19 protein-coding genes and 1 other annotated feature are annotated in these 22,090 nt (G+C 36.8%); of the genes, 2 read left to right on the top strand and 17 right to left on the bottom strand.

Annotation, left to right across the window (positions count from 1 at the left end; translation table 11 throughout):
• Positions 1-10 precede the first annotated feature (10 nt).
• The 9 genes from VXM77_RS04250 to recJ form a co-directional block, all read right to left on the bottom strand.
• Positions 11-1,534: a hypothetical protein gene (locus tag VXM77_RS04250; protein ID WP_161830796.1), complete on the bottom strand. Its 1,524-nt coding sequence runs from the start codon at positions 1,532-1,534 to the stop codon at positions 11-13.
• Positions 1,535-1,644: 110 nt separating this feature from the next.
• Positions 1,645-3,657: an LCP family protein gene (locus VXM77_RS04245; protein WP_262953520.1), complete on the bottom strand. Its 2,013-nt coding sequence runs from the start codon at positions 3,655-3,657 to the stop codon at positions 1,645-1,647.
• A 12-nt stretch (positions 3,658-3,669) separates the two neighbouring features.
• Positions 3,670-4,362 (bottom strand): hypothetical protein, encoded by a 693-nt coding sequence (locus tag VXM77_RS04240; RefSeq protein WP_338507229.1) that lies wholly within the window; start codon positions 4,360-4,362, stop codon positions 3,670-3,672.
• 282 nt (positions 4,363-4,644) lie between these two features.
• Positions 4,645-6,402 carry an aspartate--tRNA ligase gene (gene aspS / locus VXM77_RS04235; RefSeq protein ID WP_161830793.1) on the bottom strand — a complete coding sequence of 586 codons (1,758 nt, stop codon included), beginning with the start codon at positions 6,400-6,402 and terminating at the stop codon, positions 4,645-4,647.
• 15 nt (positions 6,403-6,417) lie between these two features.
• Entirely contained in the window at positions 6,418-7,782 is a 1,365-nt protein-coding gene (gene hisS / locus VXM77_RS04230; protein WP_161830792.1) for a histidine--tRNA ligase, read from the bottom strand.
• Positions 7,783-7,874: 92 nt separating this feature from the next.
• Positions 7,875-8,091, bottom strand: a binding site (T-box leader).
• A gap of 41 nt (positions 8,092-8,132) precedes the next feature.
• The gene (gene dtd / locus VXM77_RS04225) at positions 8,133-8,573 is read right to left on the bottom strand and encodes a D-aminoacyl-tRNA deacylase (protein ID WP_262950197.1); all 441 of its coding nucleotides are present in this window, start codon (positions 8,571-8,573) and stop codon (positions 8,133-8,135) included.
• 16 nt (positions 8,574-8,589) lie between these two features.
• Positions 8,590-10,782 carry a bifunctional (p)ppGpp synthetase/guanosine-3',5'-bis(diphosphate) 3'-pyrophosphohydrolase gene (locus VXM77_RS04220; protein ID WP_161830790.1) on the bottom strand — a complete coding sequence of 731 codons (2,193 nt, stop codon included), beginning with the start codon at positions 10,780-10,782 and terminating at the stop codon, positions 8,590-8,592.
• A gap of 241 nt (positions 10,783-11,023) precedes the next feature.
• Positions 11,024-11,536 (bottom strand): adenine phosphoribosyltransferase, encoded by a 513-nt coding sequence (locus VXM77_RS04215; protein WP_262953521.1) that lies wholly within the window; start codon positions 11,534-11,536, stop codon positions 11,024-11,026.
• Positions 11,526-13,751 carry a single-stranded-DNA-specific exonuclease RecJ gene (recJ, locus tag VXM77_RS04210; protein ID WP_237658853.1) on the bottom strand — a complete coding sequence of 742 codons (2,226 nt, stop codon included), beginning with the start codon at positions 13,749-13,751 and terminating at the stop codon, positions 11,526-11,528. Before recJ ends, VXM77_RS04215 begins: the two co-directional genes overlap by 11 nt.
• 82 nt (positions 13,752-13,833) lie before the next feature.
• Between recJ and spoVB the strand changes: the two genes are divergently transcribed.
• Complete coding sequence (spoVB, locus tag VXM77_RS04205; RefSeq protein ID WP_161830788.1) at positions 13,834-15,381, top strand: stage V sporulation protein B; 1,548 nt, start codon at positions 13,834-13,836, stop codon at positions 15,379-15,381.
• A gap of 45 nt (positions 15,382-15,426) precedes the next feature.
• On the opposite strand, the gene VXM77_RS04200 is transcribed toward spoVB, so the two are convergent.
• Positions 15,427-16,095, bottom strand: a complete 669-nt coding sequence (locus tag VXM77_RS04200) for a DUF421 domain-containing protein (RefSeq protein ID WP_161830787.1) — start codon at positions 16,093-16,095, stop codon at positions 15,427-15,429.
• Between the two features lie 102 nt (positions 16,096-16,197).
• Between VXM77_RS04200 and VXM77_RS04195 the strand changes: the two genes are divergently transcribed.
• A complete protein-coding gene (locus VXM77_RS04195) occupies positions 16,198-16,572 on the top strand; it encodes a TIGR04086 family membrane protein (protein ID WP_161830786.1) in 375 nt (124 codons plus the stop codon).
• 35 nt (positions 16,573-16,607) lie between these two features.
• Here the strand turns inward: VXM77_RS04195 and yajC are convergent, their stop codons facing one another.
• The 7 genes from yajC to VXM77_RS04160 all read right to left on the bottom strand — a co-directional run bounded on the left by yajC (position 16,608) and on the right by VXM77_RS04160 (position 21,981).
• Positions 16,608-16,808, bottom strand: coding sequence for a preprotein translocase subunit YajC (gene yajC, locus VXM77_RS04190; RefSeq protein ID WP_338507227.1), 201 nt, complete (start codon positions 16,806-16,808; stop codon positions 16,608-16,610).
• Between the two features lie 167 nt (positions 16,809-16,975).
• Positions 16,976-18,112 carry a tRNA guanosine(34) transglycosylase Tgt gene (tgt, locus tag VXM77_RS04185; RefSeq protein ID WP_338507225.1) on the bottom strand — a complete coding sequence of 379 codons (1,137 nt, stop codon included), beginning with the start codon at positions 18,110-18,112 and terminating at the stop codon, positions 16,976-16,978.
• A 34-nt stretch (positions 18,113-18,146) separates the two neighbouring features.
• Positions 18,147-19,178, bottom strand: coding sequence for a tRNA preQ1(34) S-adenosylmethionine ribosyltransferase-isomerase QueA (queA, locus tag VXM77_RS04180; protein WP_161830783.1), 1,032 nt, complete (start codon positions 19,176-19,178; stop codon positions 18,147-18,149).
• A gap of 76 nt (positions 19,179-19,254) precedes the next feature.
• Positions 19,255-20,256, bottom strand: a complete 1,002-nt coding sequence (gene ruvB, locus VXM77_RS04175) for a Holliday junction branch migration DNA helicase RuvB (RefSeq protein ID WP_202618673.1) — start codon at positions 20,254-20,256, stop codon at positions 19,255-19,257.
• 3 nt (positions 20,257-20,259) lie between these two features.
• Positions 20,260-20,463: a hypothetical protein gene (locus VXM77_RS04170; RefSeq protein WP_161830781.1), complete on the bottom strand. Its 204-nt coding sequence runs from the start codon at positions 20,461-20,463 to the stop codon at positions 20,260-20,262.
• A gap of 14 nt (positions 20,464-20,477) precedes the next feature.
• The gene (gene ruvA / locus VXM77_RS04165; protein ID WP_161830780.1) at positions 20,478-21,038 is read right to left on the bottom strand and encodes a Holliday junction branch migration protein RuvA; all 561 of its coding nucleotides are present in this window, start codon (positions 21,036-21,038) and stop codon (positions 20,478-20,480) included.
• 151 nt (positions 21,039-21,189) lie between these two features.
• Entirely contained in the window at positions 21,190-21,981 is a 792-nt protein-coding gene (locus VXM77_RS04160; RefSeq protein WP_161830779.1) for a formate/nitrite transporter family protein, read from the bottom strand.
• Positions 21,982-22,090 lie beyond the last annotated feature (109 nt).

Below are 22,090 nucleotides of genomic sequence, written 5' to 3'. Positions count from 1 at the left end.
TAATCATTATTTATTTGCGACGGAAAAACGGAATCTTCATTCTCCATACAAACTTTCTAAAATCTTCAAATAGGATATAGTACATCAAGGTATATAGCAGAGTAATAATTGCCCCAACCCCACTTGTGACGATAAACCACATCAGCATATTAGAAACTCCGTTTGGAAATAGTCGTTTCCAAATAAACATTCCAACTAATGTTAAAATAAACATCAATGCCGTCCGATTCATAACTAGGCGATAATATTTTTGCGCCGATAGTTCAAATACTTTAGGATAAACTAATTTCGCTGTCATCATTAAGTCAATAGCATAATACATGACAAACGTTCCTAATAAAATTCCTACAATTCCTAATGGCTTAATCAGAAGCAAAGAGATTCCAAGATTAACAATAACAGATAAAATCGCAATCATTCGTGTTTCTTTAAATAAACCATTAACATCGCGAAGAATCAATAATGGCTCCCGAGAAACAAGATAATAGGTATTCATCGTAAATAAAAATACCCCCGCGTAAGATAACACATACATATCATCTTTCATCCATAAGCGAACAAAGTCATTTGCCGTAATAAATAAAATACTTGAAACAATCGAACTCAAAAGAAAAGAGAAATTGGCATACTGCAAAAATGTTGAATACTTATGATCCTCATCACTTGAGAATAAGTTTCCGAAACTATCCGCTGGCGCCTTAATAATACTATATAAAATCTTAATTAAACTCGAACAAATCATATTATAGGCATTATAGACATTTGTCATTAAAGGCGAAATGAAATAAGTTAACAATAAAGGATCCGTATTTGATAAAGCGACCCCGGCAATTCGATGAACAAAAACGTGCTTTGTATTCTCGAGCGTACTTAAGTCGCGGCCTTCCTTATTATCCCTCAAATAAGGATATAACTTCAACGCTTTCTCCCTCGAATAAGCATATGAAATGACCGTTAAAATTCCATCAATAATTAAAACAACTTCAAAAGGAAGCCCCATTAACGCAATCACAATTGAAAACAGCGAACGTAAAACCGTAATAATTTGAATTCCTAAGTTTATTTTATAATATTGTTGGTCAGCCTGTACGACGATATTGGGTCCCATTAAGAAGTAAGAAATAACAACTGGGATAAGTAATAAAAAGTAGATACTATAAATCATAAAGGCTGAAATAGTACCATCCTTTTGACTAATGAATAACGGTTGGACAATCCCTATAATAAACCCTAAAATTCCAATAACCAGCCCTATTTTTCTAAACAGAAATACTGCACCATTATAGAGCTCAGTCACCCGCTTGTCATCTTTCTTTGCTAAAGGTTGATAGAGAATCTGTTGAAAAGCAATCCCAAATCCCCCTTCAACTAGACTTAAAACCCCCATTAGTTGAATCATTGTAGAGTAGAGCCCATTTATTGATCCACCATAAATACTTGAAAATAAACTGAACTTTATAATCCCCATAACGGGTAAAATTAAATTCGGTATTGTTGTCACAAGCATATTTAATAACGAATGTTTCATCCGCATAAAATCACCTCTAATTCTATAGTCTTTCCTATCAAATGATTAAATATTAAACATTATGAAAATGTGTGTCATAAAAGAATCTATGACACACATTTTCATTTTAATGTTGTTTAATTCCCTTCTACGCCTAAAACACCTTGAGTTTCTCCTGATCCTGATGGCTGTTCCTGATCTGGCGTTAGAGACGGTTGATCGTCAGGTTGTACGGGTGTTTCATCTGGTACGACTGGAGTACTACTTTCTCCTCCATTACCTGTTGTTGGCTCATTAGTCGGAGGGGTACTTGTATCTGGTGTGACTGGTCCTGGATAATTTCCTCCACCTGCACTCGGCTTATTTGAGACATTACCTGAATCAGTCGTCCCATCTGTTTTATTTGAAGAAGCGTTCGATCCACCATGCGATGATGAACTTGGCACCTTGTTTAAAACGGGCGCATCTTCTTTTGTCGTACTATTTACTTTTTCAATATCTTTATCTTCCTGATCGAGGTCACTTACACTACGATCCTCTTCTTCAAACGGCATTGTTTCATCATAATAAGATTTAATCCATCTTCCATCGGGAGTTTCTTTAAACCCATTAAATGAGAATGTCGGTTGAATCGTTGGCGATTGCTCTCCTAAGTTGATCATCATTTGCTTACGAGCATCCGCAATTGCCCCTTTGTATGGGAAGGCATAGCTTAATTTAAATGAGTAATATGGATTAGATAAATAACCATATTCTGCGCTTAATACCATACTTTTAATGTAAATCATTTCCAACGGATTTAGCCCCGTTGAACCTGAAAGTAATCCTAACAAATATTGAATACCTGAGGTCATTTGATTCATTGAAATATTCGTTTCAATATTATTTCCTAACACATCTAATAAGTCTAAAAACTCACCTACTGTATCCATTTCCGTTAACATCTGATTAACAATACCTTCAATCACAAGTTGTTGATGCTCTGCACGGCCTAAATCACCTTTTGCTAACGTCTTACGATGACGTGAAAGGGCCAATGCCTGCTCTCCGTTTAATAATTGATAACCTTCCTCAACCTTGATTAAATGCTCACCAAATTGACGATTACTGTCCTGTTCCTCAATAGTTACCGGAACATCCACATAAATTCCACCAATCGCATCAACTAACTCAACTACCCCCTTAAAGTTAATCTTCACATAATAGGGGATATTTAGGTCAAACATTTTCTCTACTGTTTCCATTACACACGTTGTTCCCCCGTTATTTGAGTGGGTAATTTTATCTTTCGTGTTATTAAAACATGGAACCTCCACATAAGAATCCCTCGGTATAGAAGTCATCGTCACCGATAAATTTTTAGGATTGACTGTCGCTACAATTAAAGAATCTGCCAATGAAGCAGCACCTAACCCTTGTTCAGTTGAATCGACACCAATTAATAAAATCGAGAACGGATTCTCAATTAACGATGTATTTGTAATTTTCGCATCTTCCTCTGTCGCTTTAAGCACTGTTTCTATCGTTGCTAACACCTTGGTCTCTTCTTTAATATTTTCAAAGCCTGATTGTCCAGAAAATAAAGTCGCATAATTATCTCCTACAATAATTGCATCAATTTTTTCAGAATATAAATCTTGAAGCATCGCAATCGGTGAATTATACTTTTCTACTTCCGCCTCATCACTCAACTTATTTTTCTCTAAAAATTGATCAATATTGTCTGAAACCTCTTCTTTAGTCATATTTAACGTTCCGATTTTATAACCCTCTAAATCTTTGACCTTTTCAAATGATCGATTAGATAGGGTTACTAAACTATAATTAACCGTTGATTCATTCATTGTCATATTTGTCAATGAATTATACACGCGTGTATTAACATAGCCACCGTAACCTCCTAAAAGAAGTCCGATTACTGAAAGTGTTAAAAATACAACTGTCCCTTTTTTTGATTCAACTTTAATTGCGTATAATCCGAACATTAATAAAGATAAGTATAATAAAATTAAAACTAAAATCACGTTGACACGTAATGAAAAATCAAACCCCGAATACTTATTAAGATAAATCGCATTCCAAATAATCGGAACGATTGGAATCATCATAATTAATCGATAAATCCATTTTAATCCTTTTTTATTAAACATATCTGCCCCTCCCTACTCTGATAAAATTGCGTTAATGAATAAATCACCATCAACCTTGGTTAAAATAAATGTCGCTGTTGTTTGAAGACTCGTCTCCTCAGCAAGCCCCATCGGTTCATATGACCAATTTGCCTGAAGTGAGATACAATCCAGTTGTTCCATTTCATCCTCGTCGCCTTCGACATCAATAACATCATTTAAATTAACATTTGTGATTTGCACCTTATTAACGCTCATCAATGAAGAGGCATCTTCATTTTCCAAATAATAGTCTAACGTTTCATAATAACCATCAATCGCTTGTTTTTTAAACGCCGAACGCATCTCTTTATCAATAAATTGAACACCACCTACATCACTATGATTAACTTTATTGGTCCACGTGTAAAAGTCGGCAATAAAGTTTTTAACAATAGCTGTGGCATATGCTTGCGTCATTTGTTCCGTCTGACTGTTCTGATAATCTTTTTGCGCTTCTAACAACTCATCAAAAATTTCCTTTTGATACCCTGTTGCAGTTTTTGATAAATGATACTCTCTCTTCTCATTTTCAACCACCGGCGTACTAGGTTTTAATGATTCATTTGGTCCCCCGGCCATTTCCTTGACCTGATGAATAAGCATACCAGTTAGCACCATTGTTGAAACAAAAAAAATACTCCCAAAAATAATAAATGGCTGTTTAATGATTTTTCTCATATTCATGCCTACACCCTCCCTTTAAACTCTGCCTTATGCTCTATGTCTGTTTGTTATTATAAATTACTTTCGCTATTCCTATAATGCAAATGCGATTATAAAAACGTGAGACATTACATGAAGAGAAATCATCTAGCACCATTTTACATGATTTAATGCTATTTGAAAACACTTAGCCATTTTTTTACACAAAAATGTACAATTTTATTCATATCCTTGCAAAAAAAGAGTGCCATCAGGCACTCTTTTCGTCGATTTAAATCAAAAATTTTATTATTATAGGAAATCCTATTTCTTCAACTGAATACGTAACTCATCTAGTTGTGCTTCAGAAACCACACCTGGTGCCTCCGTCATCGGACATGATGCAGATGCATTCTTAGGGAAGGCAATAACATCGCGTAAACTTTGAGAACCCGTTAAAATCATCGCAATTCGATCAAGTCCTAATGCTAATCCCCCATGTGGTGGTGTTCCATATTTAAAGGCGTTCATTAAGAATCCAAATTGTTCCTCTGCCTCTTCCTCTGTAAATCCAAGTGACTTAAACATACGCTCTTGAATGTCTTTTTGGTAAATACGCAGTGATCCTCCACCTAATTCATATCCATTTAAAACAATATCATAAGCTTGAGCCTTTGCCTGATGACCATCTGTATCAAACGTCGCTAATGTATCTAAGCTTGGCATCGTAAATGGATGATGTGCTGCAAAGAAACGACCAAGTTCCTCGTCATATTCAAATAGCGGCCAATCAATGACCCATAAGAAGTTAAATTTCGATTCATCAATTAAACCTAATTCTTTTCCTAAATGTAAACGAAGTGCTCCTAAACTATCAGCAACAACCGATTTTTTATCAGCGACAAATAATAACAGGTCTCCTGTTTCAGCTTGCGTCGTTTGTTTAATACGCTCGATTTCTTGTTCACTGAAGAACTTAGCGATTGGCCCGTTGAATCCCTCTTCAACAACTTTCATCCATGCTAAACCTTTTGCTTTATATTTTTTTACATAATCGGTTAATTTATCAATGTCTTTACGTGAGAAACGATCCGCAGCCCCTTTGACACATAAAGCTTTAACTTCGTTTCCTGCCTCAATCGTTTGCGCAAAAACTGAAAATCCGCAATTTGCCACTGCATCATTTAAAGCAATTAATTCCATTTCAAAACGTGTATCTGGTTTATCAGACCCAAAACGTCCCATTGCCTCTTCATAACTTAAGCGTGGGAATGGACGTGGAATATCTAAACCTTTCACATCCTTCATCATCTTGACTAGCATTTCTTCAATCATATTCATTATCTCTTCTTGCGTTAAGAATGAGGTTTCAATGTCAATCTGCGTAAACTCAGGTTGACGATCCGCACGTAAATCCTCATCACGGAAGCAACGAGCAATCTGGTAATAACGTTCAAATCCAGATACCATTAATAACTGTTTAAAAATTTGTGGTGATTGTGGTAGCGCATAAAATTCCCCTTCGTGCACACGACTTGGTACTAAGTAATCACGCGCCCCCTCAGGAGTTGATTTATTTAAGTAAGGTGTTTCTACCTCAATAAAATCGTGTCCGTCTAAATAGCTACGAATTGATTTTAAAATATTGTGACGTAAAATAAAATTTTTCTGCATAACAGGGCGTCTTAAATCTAAGTAACGATATTTTAAACGCGTATCTTCTAAAGCATCCGTTTCATCAGCAATAATTAACGGTGTCATTTCCGCCTCAGAAATAATCGTCAACTCATCTAAAACAACCTCAATATCTCCCGTCGGCATATTTGGATTTTTACTTTGACGCTCTGTAACCTCACCCTTAACAGCAACAACATACTCATTACGTACCTTATTCGCAGCTTCCAACGCCTCTGGTTTTGCTGTTTCTGGATTAACAACTAATTGTGTCATTCCATAACGGTCACGTAAATCAATAAAAATAAGTCCACCTAAATTACGTGTTTTGGCAACCCATCCTTTTAATTCAACAATCTGGCCTACCTGTTCAATTCTTAATTCTCCGTTATTATGTGTTCGATTCATTTAATTCACCTCTTACTAATGTTGACATCCGCAGCTTGAACCATTTCCATGGCCCCCACAACATTCATAATCCTCACCGTGTCCATGACCTCCACAGCAACCTGCGTGATTTTTCTGCTGATCTTCTAAAATATAATCAATAATTAAAGCAACCGGAATCGTTTGTTGTGTTCCCGTTTGATTATTTTTTAGGTTAATCATTCCTTGTTGTAGTTCATCATCACCTAAAATCGCAGTATAACGAGCATGGTGACGATCTGCTTGTTTAAATTGTCCCTTTAAGTTTTTCCCTAGATAATCTGTTTCACAAATTAATCCGCGTGAACGTAAGTCTAATAATAAACGAGACCCAAACATTTTAGCATCTTCACCTAATGTTATTAAGAAGAAATCTACTGCGTCATCACCGCCTACTTGAATTCCCTCGGCTTCTAAAGCAAGTAACAAGCGTTCTAACCCCATCCCAAATCCAATAGCTGGAACTGTTGGTCCACCAAGTTCGGCAACCAATTTATTATAACGCCCTCCTCCACACAATGTATTTTGAGCTCCAAATCCTTCAATATCAGCTTGAATTTCAAAAATGGTATGCGTGTAATAGTCAAATCCTCGAACTAGAGTCGCGTCGTATTCATAGTTAATTCCCATTGATTTTAAATATTGTTGCACCTTTAAGAAGTAGGCACGATCCTCTTCGACTAAATGATCGATTAATTGAGGTGCGGTTTCCATAATCTCCTTCTCACGGTCTACTTTACAATCTAAGACACGAAGGGGATTCTTCTCCAAACGAACTTGACAATCCGCGCATAATTCATTCTGGTGTCCCTCAAAGTGATTAAGGAGTGCCTGACGATAATTTTCACGGCTTTGGGTATCTCCTAGTGAGTTTAGTTTTACTTTAATATTTCGTAATCCTAATACTTTATACAACGTAACAGCCAATGAAATAACCTCAGCATCTAGTGCTGGATCCGCGCTTCCAAATACCTCTGTTCCGAACTGGACGTGTTGGCGATAGCGTCCCTTTTGTTGACGCTCGTAGCGGAACATTGGCGCAATATAAAATAGTTTTTGTACCATTTGGTCTGCATATAACTTATTTTCGATATAACTACGTACAACGCCCGCTGTACCCTCAGGACGTAATGTCATCGAGCGATCACCACGATCTTTAAAATCATAAGTTTCTTTTGAGACAACATCCGAAGTTTCTCCCGCTGAACGATGATAGAGACCGGTACTTTCAAACATCGGTGTACGGATTTCCTTATAATTGAAAATTGAACAAATTTCTCGGATAAGACTTTCGATATTTTGCCAACGTGCACTTTCTTTCGGTAAAACATCGTAAGTTCCCTTTGGTTTACTAAAGTTCATGTTAAAGCTCCTTCCTAGTTATTACTGATGATGACTACTTCATTATTTGGTACTCCTACAAGTTAAGCATAAAAAAAGCCCCTAGATAAAATTCTAAGGACGTAATATACGCGGTACCACCTTAATTGCCATCGTCTATCAAACGACAACCACTTTCAAACGTTAACGCCGCCTACGGATATCTCTACTATAACATTCAAGATACCTTCTCACAAGTGTCTATCTATTATGTATTCGTCGAAGCTTCCAGCCTAGGCTTCGTTCTCTGTTACGACTTCCATTCTAGCCTCTCTTGATCATTGAATTTATATTTATAGTTGACCATTTTCTTTATTATAATACATTTTCTTTTAAGATTCAATCATTAACGTCGTTGGACCGACATTTGTAAATGAAACATTCATCATAGCCCCAAACACACCAGTTTCAACAGTTATTCCATACTTATCTCTTAATAACTGATTAAACTGTTCATACAAGGGTTGGGCTACTTGTGGAGGAGCCGCTTGAATAAAGCTAGGGCGATTCCCCTTCTTTGTATCTCCATATAACGTAAATTGAGAGATTGAAAGAATTGATCCCGCTTCATCTTGAATTGATTTATTCATCTTACCAGCCGCATCCTCAAAAACTCTAAGATTCGCTACCTTCTTAGCACAATACTCCACATCCGCTAACGTATCCTCATGTGTCAATCCGACAAGTAAAACGAATCCATAATCAATTGCACCTACTACCTGATCATCGACCGTAACACTTGCATTTCTTGCCCGTTGAACGACTACTTTCATTAAAACAAACACCTCACTACTGTAAAATACGCTCTACGCTAAAAACATCTTTAACACGTTTAATCGTATTAACAATTGATAACAATTGTTCAATATTACGCACCGAAAATGACATATTGATAATCACTGTATCCGCAGATGCCTGCGCGTTCAATTCCGTAATATTTGTATTGATGGTTGCTAACCTTTGAATAATATCCCCTAAAACATTTTTACGGTCAAGTGCGACAACCTTAATTTTAGCATTGAACGTATTTCGATGCTCATCATCCCATTCAACAGGCACCAATCGACCATTCATTTTTGCATTATGACATTCCGCATGATGAATTGTGATCCCGCTTCCCTTTGTAATATAACCAACAATCGGATCACCTGGAACTGGATTACAACATTTAGCAATGCGTAAATCAACATTGTCTAATCCATCGACAATAATTCCAAAACGATTTTTTGCTTTTTTACGTTGTCCCTCTTTGACTTTCGCAGCATCATTAATCTGCTGAATAAGATCCGTCTCATTAACCTCTTTTCCATCCGATAAATAACGTTCTAAAATTGTCTTCGGAACGAGGCGACCACGACCGATTTGATAGTACAATTCCTCGAGTTTATCAACATTTTGTTTTTTATAAATTTTTAAAAGCTTTTGAGTATCAATGGAATTAATGGATAAATCCTTTGACGCAAGCTCTTTTGCAAATAATTCCTCACCTTTACGTGTATATTCCTCACGTTTTGTTCGATTAAAGTACTGACGAATTTTATGGCGCGCCTGCGAAGTTTTCACTATATTTAGCCAATCTTCACTCGGTCCAAATGAATTACGTGACGATTTAATTTCTACAATATCACCTGTTTTTAATTGATAATTTAATGTCACAATTTTTCCATTTACAATCGCCCCTGTTGTCTTATGCCCCAGGTTTGTATGAATTCGATAAGCAAAGTCAATTGGGGTTGATCCAGGTGGAAAATCAAACACATCACCATTTGGAGTGAATACATAAACATTCGCATTAAAAATGTCATCTTTAACTAATTTCATTAACTTTTCAGCATCGTTGACTTCTTCTTGATAGGCAATCAGTGTCTCATACCATTTTAATTTGTCTTGAATTTCCTTTTGTTCCTGCTTAGCCGTCACTTGACGATTTTCCTTATACGCCCAATGTGCAGCAACCCCTTGCTCTGCAATTTCGTCCATCTCTTTTGTTCGAATTTGCACTTCAAACACATGGCCATTTGGACCGATAATAGTTGTATGTAAAGACTGGTACATATTAGGCTTCGGCATTGCAATATAATCCTTAAAACGATTTGGAATCGGTTTAAAATTTGCATGAATAACCCCTAGTGCCGAGTAACATTCAGGAAGCGAATTAACGATTAAGCGAAGAGCTAACAAGTCATAAATTTCATCAAATTCTTTTTCGCGCGTTTGCATTTTCTTATACACACTATAAATATTTTTAATACGTCCCTTAATTTCAAAGGGAATATGATACTCCTCAAGAGCGGCTTTTATCTCTTCTTCCATCTCTCGAATTTGTTCCTCACGCTCATGTTTCTTTTGTTTAATTAATTGAGCAATTCGATAAAAATCTTCTGGCTTTAGAAAGCGTAACGACGTGTCTTCAAGTTCTGCCTTTACTCGATACATCCCTAATCGATGCGCAATTGGAACATAAATTTCCATTGTTTCATGGGCAATTGCACGTTGTTTCTCTGGAGGCAAAAATTTAAGTGTTCGAATATTGTGCAAGCGGTCGGCAAGTTTCACTAAAATAACACGGATATCCTTACTCATAGCTAATAGCATCTTCCGATGATTTTCCGCCTGTTGCTTTTCTTTTGACTTATAGGTTAACTTTGTTAGCTTTGTGACACCATCAATAATTTCGGCAATTTCATTATCAAATAATTCAGCAATTTCTTCTTTAGTAATATCTGTATCTTCTATAATATCATGAAGCAATCCTGAAGCAATCGTTCGTGGCCCCGTTTGCCATTTCGTAAGAATATGAGCCACCTCAATGGGATGAATAATATAAGGTTCGCCTGATTTTCGTAATTGATCTTTATGTTTCTGAAAGGCAAGTTCAAAAGCACGTTCAATCACCGCAATACTCTCTGGATTTTTAATATACGTTTTAGCTTGCTCTAAAACATGATCAATAGATATCTCATATCCGTTTAATTGATACATAAACATTACTCCTATTATTTAATCTACTTAATTTTATTATAAAGCTAAATTTGTCATTTGTTTCATGAAAGACATAATTTTTTAAAAATATTTACTAGGATGAAAAAAAAGGATGATTATTCATCCAACCTTTCCTATCATTTAATAATTTTTTCATACTTTTTAAAAGTTTAACACAAAAAAAAGGAAGAATGCAACACAAAATGTGCCATTCCTCCCTTAGCTTTTCAATTATTTTGAATTAATATTTCATTAATGACAAAACTTCATAGTTTTCTAACAATTTTCGACCGTTTAACTCTTCTAATTCAATTAAAAAAGCACACCCTACAACAACTCCACCTAATTGTTCAATTAGCTTAACTGTTGCTTCAACCGTTCCACCAGTTGCTAATAAATCATCTACAATTAAAACACGTTGTCCTGGCTTAATTGCATCTTTATGCATACATAATGTATTTGACCCATATTCGAGATCATAATTAAAAGACACCGTTTCACGTGGTAATTTTCCTGGTTTACGAACAGGGGCAAACCCAATTTTTAACTCATGGGCAACCGGACATCCAAAAATAAATCCTCGGGCTTCAGGTCCAACAATAACCTCGGCCTGCTGTTTTTTTGCAAATTCAACCATTTTTTGCGTCGCATAATTATATGCCGCGCCGTCTGACATTAATGGTGTAATATCCTTAAATTGAATTCCTTCCTTCGGAAAGTTAGGTACATTCGCTACATAGTCTTTAAGATTCATCAGTCATTTCCTCCCTAGCTGTTGTAAAAATATGTTTTAATTCTGTCCACGTTGTTAATTCAAAAAATTCAAGCATCTTCAATTTTGAATTTTGGAGTTGATACGTTGCAGCCTCTGATAAATCGCGCTTTGCGATGCAATCGGGTAAAAAAACAGAACCATTTTTTATTATAACAAGTTCCACTTCAAAAAACACCTGTAAAATAAATAATAATTCATTTTTGCTAATTCCCAGTCTTAAAAAATAATTCATCATTTGGTGGTTTAGCGTGATAGGGGCATGTTGTTTAATCACCCGATAAACGGTGACAAATTTCTCACGACTAGCAAACGTTATATTCGAATCGATAGGCGCTATAACAATATTATTAGGCTTTTTCTCTCGAATGAGTCCTATTAATTCTTCCTTTGAATTCGGTAGTTGATCAATAACTAATGTTTCAATATGATTTTCATCTTTCGCCTTTGCATAAGACGTTGCCAAGAACAAATCATCTTTTCGTTGTTCATACGCCTGTTTATTACGCAAATCGATTAATTGAAACTCCTCACACAAAACGTCAACAAAGTGAAATTGAACATTTCGATGCCCATTCCATTCATTAATTTTCAGTTCTCCTACAAAACTAAACCGTGTATCTTTCGTCAAATAAGTCGATAAATGGGCTTGATTAAAGGCAATGCCTTCCAGACAATTTCCATCTTGTTCGAGTGTAAATTTTAAATGCTGCATTTTGTTTCCGATGACTTTTACGTTGCTTACATATACATCTCGCATTTCAAATAAGGGTGGGCGATTCCCTTCTCCAAAGGGAGCCAGGCACTGCAATTGATCAACGAAAGAAACATCTAAATCTGAGATAGGTAAGCATAAATCAACGGTAAGAGAGGGCTTAAGATCCGTATCTTTTAAAAGTTCATTCATTTGATTTTCAAGAGGTTGAAGATTTTTTTTATCAAATGTAATTCCTGCTGCCAAGGCATGTCCACCAAAGCGTTCTATCAGTGATTGACATTGCGTTAATAATTCAAATAAATGGTATCCTTCTACCGCTCGTGCCGACCCTTTAATAAAACCTTCGTGATCATCTGTCACTACAAAGACAGCCTTCTGCCACTGCTTTGCTAAACGCCCAGCTACAATTCCAAGTATCCCCTCATGCCAATGAGGAGCATATAGAATTAACGCCTTTTTCACTGCTAAAGTCTCCTGATCTACCATTTTCATCACTTCTTCTAATACTTGTTGTGTTGTCTTTTGCCGTTCGGTATTAATTTGTTCAATTTGTTGAGCCAGCTCCGTCGCCTCATCTTGATCCTCACAAATTAAACACTTTACAGCTAGCGTCGCCTCATCCATACGACCAGGAGCGTTTAGGCGGGGACAAATCTCAAACCCTACGTTAACCTCTGTTACCTCGTTCTTATTCGTATTGGCCATCTCCATAATGGCATTCAATCCCTCAATCTCTGTTTCCTTTAAGGCGGCAAGACCTCTTTTCACAATCGATCGATTTTCATCAATTAACGGGACAACATCACCAATGGTTCCAAGCATGGCAATAGCATAATAATCCTCAGGAATGACTTCCTCTAGTAATGCCTCCGCTATCTTCAACGCAACCCCCGCGCCTGATAAGTGATGAAACGGATAATTTTTATCAAGCTCCGGATGCAAGATAGCATACGCGCGGGGAAGTGTTTCCTTTACCTGGTGATGATCTGTAATAATAAGATCTACCCCATGTTCCATCAACAATTCCGCCTCTTCAATTCCGGCAATTCCGTTGTCTACCGTAATGACTAATTGAAAACCATCCTCTATTGCCTGCATAAACGCTTCTTTATTCGGGCCATATCCCTCATAAAATCGATTTGGAATATAATAATCAACCAAAGCTCCTAGCTCGCGAAGACAACGAACTAAAATAGATGTTCCAGTTACCCCATCTGCATCGTAATCGCCATAGACTAGAATCGGTTGTCCCTCATCTATGGCCGTATTAATTCGCATAATAATTTTAGACATTTGCGAAAACAATAACGGATCGTGGTGAACCGGCACTTGATGGTTAAATGTTGCAAGATTTTCCGGTTCTACTAACTTTCTAGATAAAATAAGACGTTCAATCGCCGGGTGGAGTTCACCTCTCTCTCCCTGCATACTTTCGTCTAATATGTCACATTTTCTCCAATTCATCATCGATTTAAGCAAAAGTATCTCCTCACCTTCATATTTTAAAATTCTTATTCATAGACTTAAGCAAAATCATAACTAAAGTATAGGTGAAAAAATTATGAAAAAACAAAACGTCGTACAAGGAACATTTATTCTCGTTATAGCGGGACTCATCACCAAGGTCCTAGGAATGATTAACCGCGTCATGGTGACACGTCTACTTGGTGAAGATGGAATTGGAATCTATATGTTAATTGGGCCAACCCTCATGTTACTTACAACCTTTGCAAGTATCGGTCTTCCAATTGCTATTCCAACCCTTATTTCTCGCGCCAACGAACGCCAAAAAAAGGTTTTATCTGTATCACTCATTATTGCTATGGTTTCGAGTTTACTCATTAGTATCTTATTGTTTTTTATTGCCGAACCATTAGCCGTTTATTTACTCAAGGATGAGCGAACTTATCTACCCTTGATTTCCATTGGTCCACTACTCTTTTTTGTTTCACTTTCAACTATTTTCAAGGCCTATTTTCAAGGAGAACAGAATATGTTCCCATCAGCCATTTCAACCCTAGTGGAACAAGTTATCCGGATGGTTTTCTCTGTTCTTTTTATCTCATGGCTACTTCCACACGGAATTGTATTCGGAATTGTTGGAACAATTTGGGCATCAATTGCAGGAGAGTTTTCTTCTATCTTAATTCTTATTTTTCTATTCTTTAAAAACATCAAGCATAACCATCAGGGGGCAAACTTAAGACCGATTCATCTAAGCCCTCAGAACTTTAAAGATGTATTAGCTATTTCATTACCGGCAACAGGAAGTCGACTCATCGGATCATTCTCGCATTTTCTTGAACCCATCGTTGTTGTCCAATGCCTTTTCAAAATTGGTTATAACAGTGCACAAAGTGCGAAATTATACGGAGCCGTTTCCGGTTTTGCCCTGCCTATGGTTCTCATGCCTTCGTTTATCTCAAATGCAATTACTCAAGCAATCGTTCCACCAATTAGTCAGGCATTTGCTAATAAAAGATATGATAGAATTTATTCGCATCTTAATAACGCCTTCTTGATCTCATTCTTACCAAGCGGAATTTATACCGTTTTATTGATGCTATTTCCAACCGAATTAATGAATCTACTTTATGGCTCTTCAACCGGGGCAAATTACCTCATTCTAATGGCCCCTGTCTTCTTACTCCTTTACTTTCAAGCACCACTCACTTCTACCTTACAAGCAATTGACGAGGCGAATCAAGCGATGAATACGACTTTCATCTCCTCAGTTATAAAGATTATTATGATGATTATTTTGCTTCAAATTCCAAACCTAAATATTTATGGGTTAGTTATTTCTGTTTTGTTTAATGTTATATTTGTAACCGGATGGCACTTTCTTCTAGTAAGAAAACATATCGGTTACCGCATGAATCTACGTTCCGTTTTCAATGCAACATTAATCATCGGAATTACGTTCATGCTTGGTTCCTATTTAAAATTAGCTTATACCTTCCATACCAATCAATTTCTTAATATGATTATTATTTGCTTTATCGTGGGCATTTCGTACTTATTTTTACTTTTTGTCTGCGGTCTATTTCCCACTCAGGTCAGTGATGGAAAGCGGATCAAACGACAAGCTAATTATAACACGAAATAACAAAAGAAGTAGCAACTTTACTTAAAGTAGAAAACGTCGTCAAAATTAACGGCGTTTTTTTTCATTTAAATTTAAGGATTCTCGCGTAATAAACTGAAGTTCCTTTCCATCAAATGCAGCATAGTAAACCTCTTTTACTCCAAAAATCCCTTTTTTCTCCATTTGTTCTTCTACCCATTTTTCCGTTTTATGAATTTTTAATAAATTTTCTTTTTCAATACCTCCGGATGTAATAATAGGAAGTGGACAATAGGTAACATCTTGCCTTTTAAAGGAAGAGAGTTGTCCATTTGACTCTAAAATGGCATACTCAACCTCAAAAACAGATGAAATATTATTTGCCCGTAATTGGAGCATGAGGTCATCAAAAGTATATCGTTGTTTTCTCATCTCATGGATATTAATTCTTCCCTGATGAATAAGAATGGACGGCTTCCCATCAACAAACTCCCGAATTTTTTTGTATCGTAACGTAATAAAGGCGGAAGTAAATTGCAAAATTCCAAGTAATCCAATGGCTAATAAAACCTCATGAATGGGACGTTCTAGATTATCAATTGCCATTGCTGCAATCTCCGCCATTAAAACAGAGACCACTAAATCGAGCAACGTCAATTGACCAATTTCCCTTTTTCCCATTAACTTAAACACGATTAATAGGACAATATAAAAAAGCGTCGTTCTATATATCACATTATAGCAATTAAGATCCATATTTTTCCCTCTATTTCAATCTTTTATCCTTAAAGTTACATAATCATTTCAATTGGTTCATAAAGTTACTAATGAATACACATAGTCATAGGAGTTGAGAATATGTCAGAAAAACTAGGAAAAGCATTACTAGACGGATTGGCATTCATTGTTATTAGTATCCTCATTTTCGGTCTACTTATAACAACAATTGCTTATTTTGGATGGGTCTCAGTCGGGTTACTCGGAAACATCATCTACGCTGCTTTTGTTATTACCTTTTTCACGGGGACTGCTATTATTTCTAAAAAATTCGCTGAAAAAGGATGGTTAATCGGTATTTGTGTTGCTTCGGTTATGGTATTATTAAGCCTTCTATTTTATACCATCGGTGTTGAGGCACCTTTAAGCCTACAATTTTACATTCGAAGCATTATCACCTTTGTCATTTGTATTGCAGGGGGAATGATTGGGGTTAATTTACCAACTAAAAAATAAAAAGAGGAAGAGCCTCGTATCAGGCTCTCCTCTTTTTATTTTTCTACTTTACGAGCGATTGCGTGACGTTCAAAAATCCATTTTTGACCCTCGTCATTAATTAACGTCACCACTTCTTCTTCAATTGAATGAATACGTCCATGAATTCCTCCAATAGTTACAACTCGATCCCCTTTAGATAAACTATTTTGCATCGTTGTTACTGCCTTACGACGTTTGTTTTCTGGGCGAATCATAAAGAATTAAAAAATCGCCCCTAATAACACTAGTTGAATAGCTAACATAACTGTTTGATTCATTATAAACCGCTCCCTTTCTTACTCGTCAACAAACTTATCATTGATGACTTTATTTATCTATCTCCATAAATCACTGAAACCTTTCAATGACACATGGCCTATGCTTAAAATCCTCGTGATCCTGGCAAATTAATCCCATATTGTTCAAAGAATTCTTCACGGAAATCCAATAAACGATCTTGTCGGATTGCCTCTCGTATCTGCTCCATTAAATGGATTAAGAAATGTAAATTATGATACGAAACTAATCGTTGTCCAAACGATTCATTCGCCTTAATTAAGTGGCGAATATATGAACGTGTATAATTCTTACATGTGTAACAATCGCAGTTTGGATCTAACGGCGTAAAGTCGCGCTCATAAACTTTATTCTTAATAACCACACGTCCGACTGAAGTCATGGCTGTTCCATGACGAGCGATACGCGTTGGTAAAACACAATCAAACATATCAATTCCGCGAATAGCCCCATCGATTAAGTCGTCTGGTGACCCTACTCCCATTAAATAGCGTGGCTTATCCTTTGGCAAATAAGGAATAGTATATTCAATCATTTTTCGTGCGACATCCTTTGGTTCCCCAACTGATACCCCTCCGACTGAATAACCTGGGAAGTCCATTTCTACTAATTTTTCAGCACAATACTTACGTAGTTCAGGATATTCTCCTCCCTGAACAATTCCAAATAAAGCTTGGGTTTCGGGATTTTTATGCGCTTTTTTTCCTCGTTCCGCCCAACGAATCGTACGATCAACTGAATTTTTCATATATTCAAATGTCGCAGGATATGGGGGACACTCATCAAAAGACATAATAATATCAGCCCCTAATGAGTTTTGTACTCCGATTGAAATCTCAGGTGACATAAATAAAGGAGCCCCATTACGATGGTCGCGGAAAGTTACTCCCTCTTCAGTAATTTCACGTAATTTGCTTAAACTAAAAACTTGAAATCCACCTGAATCGGTTAAAATAGCTCCTCCCCAATTTTCAAACTTATGAAGTCCACCTGCTTCCTCAACAATCTTCTCACCTGGTTGTAACCAAAGATGGTAAGTATTCGCTAAAATAATTTTAGCTCCCATCTGATCAAGTTCTTCAGGAGATAACGTTTTAACAGTGGCCAACGTTCCTACCGGCATAAAAACTGGGGTTTCAAATGTCCCGTGTGGGGTGTGCAATTTACCATAACGAGCACCTGATTGTTTACATTCATGTATTAATTCATATTTAATCGCCAACAGAGGCACCTCACTTTTTCTAGATTCTAAGTTGTTATTCTTCAATAATTAACATCGCATCTCCAAAGCTAAAGAAACGATACTTCTCCTCTACCGCAATGCGATAAGCATTCATGATAGATTCCTGTCCTGCTAGAGCCGAGATTAACATAATTAATGTTGATTTTGGCAAATGGAAATTAGTTAACATCCCATCAATTCCTTTGAACTCATAAGGAGGGTAAATAAAAATATCTGTCCATCCTTCACAAGCCTTAAATGTTTGATGATTACGAGCGATTGTTTCAAGTGTTCGCGTCGAAGTCGTTCCTACGGTAATAATTCGACCACCCTTTTGTCTCGTTTCATTTAATAAATCAGCCGTTTCCTGTGACATCTGATAAAACTCCGCATGCATCTCATGTTCTTCAACACTCGTCGCAGATACCGGTCTAAATGTCCCTAATCCGACATGCAAAGTAACATATGCAATATTTACCCCTTTGCTTTTAATTTTCTCTAGTAACTCTGTCGTAAAATGTAATCCGGCAGTAGGAGCTGCGGCAGATCCAATTTCTTTAGCAAAAACGGTTTGATATCGATCACGATCGTCTAGCTTTTCCGTAATGTAGGGCGGCAGTGGCATTTCACCTAAGGAATCCAATACCTCATAAAAAATTCCCTCGTATACAAATTTAAAAATTCGTTTTCCCATCTCGCCCGTTTGAATACATTCAGCTTTTAGGCGACCATCACCAAACTCAACCACCGTCCCAACTTTAACTCGCTTAGCCGGTTTAACTAACGTTTCCCAACAGTCGTCTTGTTCCTGTTTTAAAAGAAGAACCTCAATATGAGCCCCCGTATCTTGTTTTTGACCCATTAATCTAGCCGGCATCACTTTTGTATTATTTAAAACAAGCGTATCATTCGGTTTTAAATAATCAATGATCTGATGAAAAACCTCATGTTTGATTTCACCTGTTTTTTTATTTAAAACCATTAAACGCGACATATCCCGGTTTTTTAAAGGGGTTTGTGCAATTAACTCTTCTGGTAATTCGAAGTCGAATTGATCTACGCGCATAACACACCAACTTTCTATGTTGCAAAATTTATCACTATGTATAAATTATCTACCAAATATCGTTATTTTTCAATCTTTATTTTAACGGATACGGGACGTTCAAATGTTCACAAGCTTGAGGAGTAATCACCCGACCACGAGGGGTTCGCTTGACAAATCCTAATTGTAACAAATATGGCTCATAAACATCTTCCAGTGTTTGGGGCTCCTCCCCAATTGACGCCGCAATAGCCTCAATTCCACACGGCCCTCCATTAAATCGTTCAATAATCCCCATTAAATACTTGTGATCAACATAATCTAATCCTAGTGAATCTATGTCTAAACGGTCCAATGCTAACTTTGCAATATCATGTGTAATGATACCATCCCCTATAACTTGTGCATAATCGCGCACACGTCGAAAAAGACGATTAGCAATACGTGGGGTTCCTCGCGAACGCCGCGCTAGCTCTAAAGAAGCTTGATCATCAATCGGTGTATCATAAACAATCCCTGTTCGTTTTACAATGGATTGGAGTTGCTCTTCCGTGTAGTATTCTAAACGATTCATAACACCAAAGCGGTCGCGAAGTGGAGCTGATAAATCCCCTGCACGCGTCGTTGCACCTACTAATGTAAACGGAGCCAAGTCCACACGGATAGAACGGGCGGAATCATCTTTTCCGACAACGATATCGAGCACGTAATCTTCCATCGCTGGGTATAAAACCTCCTCGATACTTTTAGGTAAACGATGAATCTCGTCAATGAATAAAACATCTCCAGGTTCTAGAACCGATAAAATAGCAGCTAAATCACCACTCCGTTCAATCATCGGCCCTGAAGTCGTTTTAATATTAACTCCCATTTCATTTGCGATGATCGTCGCTAAAGTCGTTTTTCCAAGACCTGGTGGGCCAAAAAGCAACACGTGGTCTAATGACTCATTTCTACTTTTTGCCGCATCAATAAAAATTCTTAAGTTCTCTTTCACAGCCGTTTGGCCAATATACTGATTTAGACGCTCAGGGCGCAAACTTAATTCTGATTCATCTTCTCTCATTTCATCCGGCGTCACTAAGCGTTCCTCTATCATCATCTAACCTTCTTTCCTATTTATTTTGGCACATTCTGATAAAACAATACCAAAATTTTCTTTTAATAATCGTTCACCTTGATCGGTTAAGTAATATTTAATTTCATGATTTTTATCCATCTCTAAGTGCAAAATGCCTTGATCAAGACAATATTGAACAAAAGCTCCCCCTATTCCAAACGGATTAACTTGCTGTCCTTTCCCCATTTTAAATATCCCCCTTATTTAACCAATAATTGCAATCCCTTTTTAATAATCTCATCAACGGAAGCCGTTGTATCCTTGAAGGCCGTCCTTACCTTCGTTAATTCCTTATCCCCATAACCAAGCGCCTGTAATGCCTCAATGGCCTCCGTTAAACCAGGATTCGTAAATAATGGACCTTCTGGAATCACAAGCTTCCCTTTTAAATCCAATATAATTTGTTGGGCTGTCTTCGGACCAATTTTAGGAAATTTGCATAAATACTTCGCATCACCATTTTCAATAGCCTGACGTAAGCCATTCATGTCTTTCATCGCTAAAATTGCACAGGCTGTCTTCGGACCGATTCCACGAGCACTAATTAAATTAATAAATAAATCATGCTCCTCTAGGGTTCTAAACCCATACAAACTAATTTCATTCTCGGATACCACCTGATGTGTAAAAACCTGAACAGCTTCTCCCTTTTTAAACTCATACGGATTCGCTGTATGAACCTTATACCCGATTCCGTTAACCTCAATGACAACAAAATCCTTTCCACCATACGATGTGTGTCCCTTTAAATAAGCGAACATTTCAAATCACCTCTTTATCGCCCATTATAACATAAAAAGAGACAGCTAAAAAGAGGAGAAAAACAAACATTAGTTCTATGGTTGCAAGTTATAAACTAAAAAAAGTGTTAACTCAATCACGGACTGAATTAACACTTTTTTTATAATCGATTTAATGATTTTTATGTCTATAAGAGTGAATGAAATTATAGTAATATGGAATAACGATGACAAATCCACCAATAATGTTACCAATTGTTGCAATAAATAGGTTCCAAGCCATCCCTGCATAAGAAGCATCTGCCCCTAAAACTTTCCCCATTCCTAAAACAAACATATTGGCAATACAGTGTTCTACTCCCATTAATGCAAAGACCGCAACAACTAAAATACTTAAGATACATTTACCTGCCACGTCTTTAGCCGCGTATGCCACGTAAACTCCACCAGCAATTAAAATATTACATAAAATTGCACGGAAGAAAATTGCTGATGTCGATAAGCTAACTTTTGCTTCTGCTAAATGGCGAATATTCTCAGCAACATGAGGGTTCACACCATTTGTAAATAACTCTGCACCTGCTAACAAACCAATTCCAAGTAAAACTCCCAAGAAGTTTCCAATCCAAACTAAAACTAAATTTTTAATAAACGCACCTAATTTTACTTCTTTTTTAAAGTAAGCCTTACCGATTAATGTATTTCCAGTGAACAAGTCAGCTCCTGTTAATAAGATTAAAATTAAGGCAACAGGGAATAAAAATGCCCCCACAATTTTTCCTGCATATGGGTCTGTCATTTGTCCGTAAACAAGTAAATAAACCGTATACCCTAATGCGATAAATAACCCCGCTAACATTCCCGAAACAAGAACGACACTGTCTTTACGCGCTACCTTATACTTTCCAACTTCAACAACTTCATTTGCAATTTCCTTAGCCGATAACATACGTGGCTGTTGCATACCAATTCCTCCATTTACTAATACATTAACTTTTCTTTTTTATAATTCCTTTAATAAAATACCACTTTTCCATCATTTTTTCAAATGTATTTGGCTACTTTTTTATTCG

The organism is Turicibacter sp. KK003 (assembly GCF_037014675.1).
Classification (GTDB): Bacteria; Bacillota_I; Bacilli_A; order MOL361; family Turicibacteraceae; genus Turicibacter; species Turicibacter faecis.
The sequence above is the reverse complement of the archived record's forward strand: the minus strand, read 5'-3'. Positions and strand labels throughout refer to the sequence as shown.

What these genes read in the sequence shown, in the direction of transcription:
- VXM77_RS04250 (WP_161830796.1), bottom strand. Translation starts at nt 1,534, where the DNA reads ATGCGGATGAAACATTCGTTATTAAATATGCTTGTGACAACAATACCG.
- VXM77_RS04160 (WP_161830779.1), bottom strand. Translation starts at nt 21,981, where the DNA reads ATGCAACAGCCACGTATGTTATCGGCTAAGGAAATTGCAAATGAAGTT.
- VXM77_RS04215 (WP_262953521.1), bottom strand. Translation starts at nt 11,536, where the DNA reads ATGAATCTTAAAGACTATGTAGCGAATGTACCTAACTTTCCGAAGGAA.
- ruvA (WP_161830780.1), bottom strand. Translation starts at nt 21,038, where the DNA reads ATGTTCGCTTATTTAAAGGGACACACATCGTATGGTGGAAAGGATTTT.
- dtd (WP_262950197.1), bottom strand. Translation starts at nt 8,573, where the DNA reads ATGAAAGTAGTCGTTCAACGGGCAAGAAATGCAAGTGTTACGGTCGAT.
- VXM77_RS04200 (WP_161830787.1), bottom strand. Translation starts at nt 16,095, where the DNA reads ATGGATCTTAATTGCTATAATGTGATATATAGAACGACGCTTTTTTAT.
- ruvB (WP_202618673.1), bottom strand. Translation starts at nt 20,256, where the DNA reads ATGATAGAGGAACGCTTAGTGACGCCGGATGAAATGAGAGAAGATGAA.
- VXM77_RS04245 (WP_262953520.1), bottom strand. Translation starts at nt 3,657, where the DNA reads ATGTTTAATAAAAAAGGATTAAAATGGATTTATCGATTAATTATGATG.
- VXM77_RS04220 (WP_161830790.1), bottom strand. Translation starts at nt 10,782, where the DNA reads ATGTATCAATTAAACGGATATGAGATATCTATTGATCATGTTTTAGAG.
- spoVB (WP_161830788.1), top strand. Translation starts at nt 13,834, where the DNA reads ATGAAAAAACAAAACGTCGTACAAGGAACATTTATTCTCGTTATAGCG.
- yajC (WP_338507227.1), bottom strand. Translation starts at nt 16,808, where the DNA reads ATGATTCGCCCAGAAAACAAACGTCGTAAGGCAGTAACAACGATGCAA.
- VXM77_RS04240 (WP_338507229.1), bottom strand. Translation starts at nt 4,362, where the DNA reads ATGAATATGAGAAAAATCATTAAACAGCCATTTATTATTTTTGGGAGT.
- queA (WP_161830783.1), bottom strand. Translation starts at nt 19,178, where the DNA reads ATGCGCGTAGATCAATTCGACTTCGAATTACCAGAAGAGTTAATTGCA.
- VXM77_RS04170 (WP_161830781.1), bottom strand. Translation starts at nt 20,463, where the DNA reads ATGGGGAAAGGACAGCAAGTTAATCCGTTTGGAATAGGGGGAGCTTTT.
- VXM77_RS04195 (WP_161830786.1), top strand. Translation starts at nt 16,198, where the DNA reads ATGTCAGAAAAACTAGGAAAAGCATTACTAGACGGATTGGCATTCATT.
- aspS (WP_161830793.1), bottom strand. Translation starts at nt 6,402, where the DNA reads ATGAATCGAACACATAATAACGGAGAATTAAGAATTGAACAGGTAGGC.
- hisS (WP_161830792.1), bottom strand. Translation starts at nt 7,782, where the DNA reads ATGAACTTTAGTAAACCAAAGGGAACTTACGATGTTTTACCGAAAGAA.